This window comes from candidate division WOR-3 bacterium (assembly GCA_016867815.1).
In the GTDB taxonomy this organism is placed as follows: Bacteria; Hydrothermota; Tepidihabitantia; order Tepidihabitantales; family Tepidihabitantaceae; genus UBA2258.
The window spans coordinates 1-3,677 of the sequence record VGIR01000165.1 but is presented as its reverse complement, the minus strand read 5'-3'; the positions used below and the strand labels follow the sequence as shown (position 1 = coordinate 3,677).

Annotated in this window: 2 protein-coding genes; both read left to right on the top strand. The window is 59.8% G+C overall.

Going from position 1 to position 3,677, the window contains the following annotated elements:
• Nucleotides 1–512: 512 nt before the first annotated feature.
• Entirely contained in the window at nucleotides 513–2,489 is a 1,977-nt protein-coding gene (locus FJY68_13810) for a hypothetical protein (GenBank protein MBM3332901.1), read from the top strand.
• An 81-nt stretch (nucleotides 2,490–2,570) separates the two neighbouring features.
• Nucleotides 2,571–3,677 (top strand): VCBS repeat-containing protein (locus FJY68_13805; GenBank protein MBM3332900.1); only part of this gene is annotated, 1,107 nt, incomplete at its 3' end.

Sequence of the window (3,677 nt, the reverse complement as noted above, 5' to 3'; positions counted from 1 at the left end):
CTCGGTAAGCTGGGACGCCAAGGACAGCCGTGGCAGGCAGGTGCCGCGCGGTGTCTACTTCTACCGTCTCGACACGCCGGGATTCCGGTCGGTGAAGAAGGCGGTGGTGGCGCGCTAGCGCGCGAGAATGGAGAGTCGAGAGTAGAGAACAGCCGAATGCGAGCAGGGGCGGGCGCAAGCCCGCCTCTTCGGTCATCAGGGTGCGACCGAACGGCGACGCGAACGTCGCTCCCGATTGCAGATGGAACCGACCAGAACCGGCAGACAAAGCACGCCCATCCGGGACCCGGACTCAGAGCGGCCCGACAGCACTCCGAAGGCAGGTCGGAATCGGGGCTGGCCGGGTCGCCTCAGACAGGTCCTTACAGGTGTGCTTGACTTCGGAAAACGACGGGCTACAATCCGGGTGATAGGGGATTCCGAGAGCGGTGAAGCGAGGGGCTTCGCCGCCGCAGTCCTCTTGACACCCAGCGGTTGAGGACCAGTTGGCCGGACACTACACAGGAGGCAAGATGAAGGGCCGTGCACGTCCGCAACAGAGAGCCAGGGCGCATGGCACTGCAGTCACAGCGTTTTTTGTGGCCGCACTGCTCGCGGCCACTGCCGTGAATGCGTCAACGATAGCCCAGTTGGGCGATCCGAGGGCAACCTATCCCAACTCTGGGCGGAAGCTCATGCGCGCACCGAACACCGACAACTTTCACGTGGTATTCAACAGCGGTGACACAGTTCTCTACTCTCAATCCACAGATGACGGAGCTACTTGGTCTGGCCCCGAAATGGTCGGACTTGGCAAGTACCCGGCCATTACCTTGAATGAGGTGGTGGGAGGCAACCCTCAGTCCCCGTGGATAGTCTATCAGACGTTGGATGGCAGCATCATGCGTGCCATCAGAATCGCGCCGACAGGAGGCTGGGATCTGGCCGTTGTGTTCCCGAGTGGCGGTGGTGTGAGCGCCGGCGCGCCCTCAATAGCAGCGGACGTTGTCGCGTCGTCTCCGTCCGCGATTTCCTACGTGGCCTACCCGGTCTATACCAGCACCGTGCCACCTTTCAACTACGTGTATTTCAACAGCTTGACGCAATACAGCGTGTCCATGCCGGAAGTCGTAGATGCGGCCGGAACGACGAACTGCTATGGTCCGTCGGTAGTCGTGAACCCCGGAAGCATCGTCAATGTCTGCTGGATCAGGAATCAGAGTGTCATCTACAGAAGGCGCATGAACTCGACGTGGTCGACGCAGGTGCAGATCTCATCGTCCGACCCTATGCAACTGCCCGTCACGGAGCCCGCCTCGAATCCATCAATGGAGGTCTACGGTGACTCGGTCTTCTGTGTCTGGCATGGACCCAGCGACAGCAGTCTCCATGGTGACGTCTGGCGTCGTGCGCGCTGGCTGGGAAACCCCGTGAACCTGTGGCGTGACCCGTCCAACGAAAGCAGAACGCCGGACTGGGAGTCGGACTTCCCGGTCATGACGACAAGCTTCGCAACTGTGTGGCAGGAGGACGTCCTGTTGGAGGGCCGCTCCGACATATGGGTGAGATACCTGGCTGAGCCAAGCGCGCGGTCATTCTACCAGTCAGACCTGCCGTCACGCTATCCACACGCGGACGGTTACTGGGTACCGGGCACTGTGCAGTTCAAGTGCAGCGCGGTGTGGACTGAGATGGTGGACCAGTTGACTCCCCTGTTTGAGGTCAGGTTTGGAGTGAACTACTACGCCCCGTCGTTCGGGAAGGGACTCGGACCTGGTTCCCACCACGGCTATGAGCCATTCTTGTACTATGCAGCCGAACTGGGGCAGTCCCTGCAGTCTCCGTACTGCCTGTCTCGCGGTGGGTACGCCATGCTAGGAACATGGGATGTAGACACAAGTGCTTCAACCCTGAGATATCAGTTGCCTTACATGAATCCACGTCAGAACTACAGGCTCTGCGCGGTCCTTTATCACGAGGGCAATGAGTCGTGGAGCGCAAGAGTCCGCTGTGACTCGGGCTCATGGACTCTGGTGAAGACCACGCCGGGCGTTCCTGACACAGTATGGCTGAAGATCCCGGAGAAGACATACAAGAGTGACGCGCGGATTGTAGTCGATCTGGGCCGAGTGACTGGTGATTATGTCGCACTGGCCGAACTCAGATTGCTTCAGATAGAAGACAGATCAGGAAATGGAGAGGGTTCCCAGAACGCCGGCACGACTGGCAAGTCCGCTGCCCGTCTGTGTAGTTGCGCGCCTAGCATGTCTGCCGGAGCGACGTCTATCAGCTACGAACTTGCGTGCCCGGGGTCTGTCTTCCTGACCGTGTGTGATGCTTCAGGACGACTTGTGCGCGGGCTGGAGTCCGGCTCGCGTCCAGCAGGCGTGCACGTCGCACGCTGGGACGGCACTGATAGCCGCGGTCACGCGGTACCTGCAGGCGCGTACTTCGTACGCCTGTCTGCAGGTGGTGCAGTTTCGACTGAACGCTTGACGCTCGTCAGATAGAACAGGAGCAGCGGGGAGGCACCAAGCGCCTCCCCGCTCCCTCTCGTGGTCAGACGTTTTCTCTCGGTCCTTGCCGGGTGCATGGCCGTTCTCGGCGCAAGCAGTATGAGGAGAGTCGCGCAGGCCCCATCAGGCTTACACCATGGTTCTGAAGGCCGCGTGGTCTGCTGCGATAGTGACCGCGATACTTTGCCAGAGATGATCTTCTACACTGGTACGGTGTACCCTAGCGATCCGCTACGAAGAGAAGTCTGGGAACACCAAGGATGGAACCGGTTCTCGCTTGCATATGCTGTCACCGGGGCCGATCCGCCGCCACCGGGAATAACGACCGGGAACTCACTTCCCTTCGCTGCCGGTGACATCGACGACGATGGTCTGACTGATTTAGCATGCATTGGCACAGAGGAAGTGGGTGGCGGCGTGTTCTATGACATCCTGATGACGCTGGAAAGCCCTGACAGCTTCAGCTATCCTTGCTCTCTTTCCTGGTACTACCGCTACGCCCAGAACATGGCTATTCCTGTGCCAACCTACTTGCCGCCCGACCTCGACCAGGATGGGCACAGTGAGATCGTCCTCTACACGAACTGGGTCTGGGAGAACACGGGCAACAACCGGAACGAACTGGTGTGGCAAGACAGCCTGCATGCGTGTTACAGGTCGACCTACGGCGACTTCGACGTGGACGGGAAGATGAACTTCGCTTCCGCCTCGCTGGGTAGTTCCGGCACGATGTCTGTCTGGGAGTGTACCGGCGATGACCAGTACGAGGTCGTGTACCAGGACACGGTCTGGCAACCGAACGGTGCGGACCTGTTCACGACCAACGACATCGACGGCGACGGCAAGCCCGAGTTCTACGTAGCCTACGAGAATGTTCCGCGCGGGAAGATGTATCTCTACATGTGGGAAGCTGACCAGGTTGGCAGTGACGCGTACCACCGCACGCTGGTGGACTCGGTCTGGTTCTCAGGCACCAACTGGGGTCGAATCAGCGAGTGCGGGGACATCGATGCCGACGGAATCGACGAGTGCATCTGGACCACGCCGGACATCATCAAGGTGTACAAGGCCACCGGGAACGACCAACTGCAAGAGGTCTGGCACTGGGATAGCGACCACGCTGGGTTTCGGTCGCTCGTAAGCACGGTGTACGACATCAACAACGACGGGTACAACGAACTT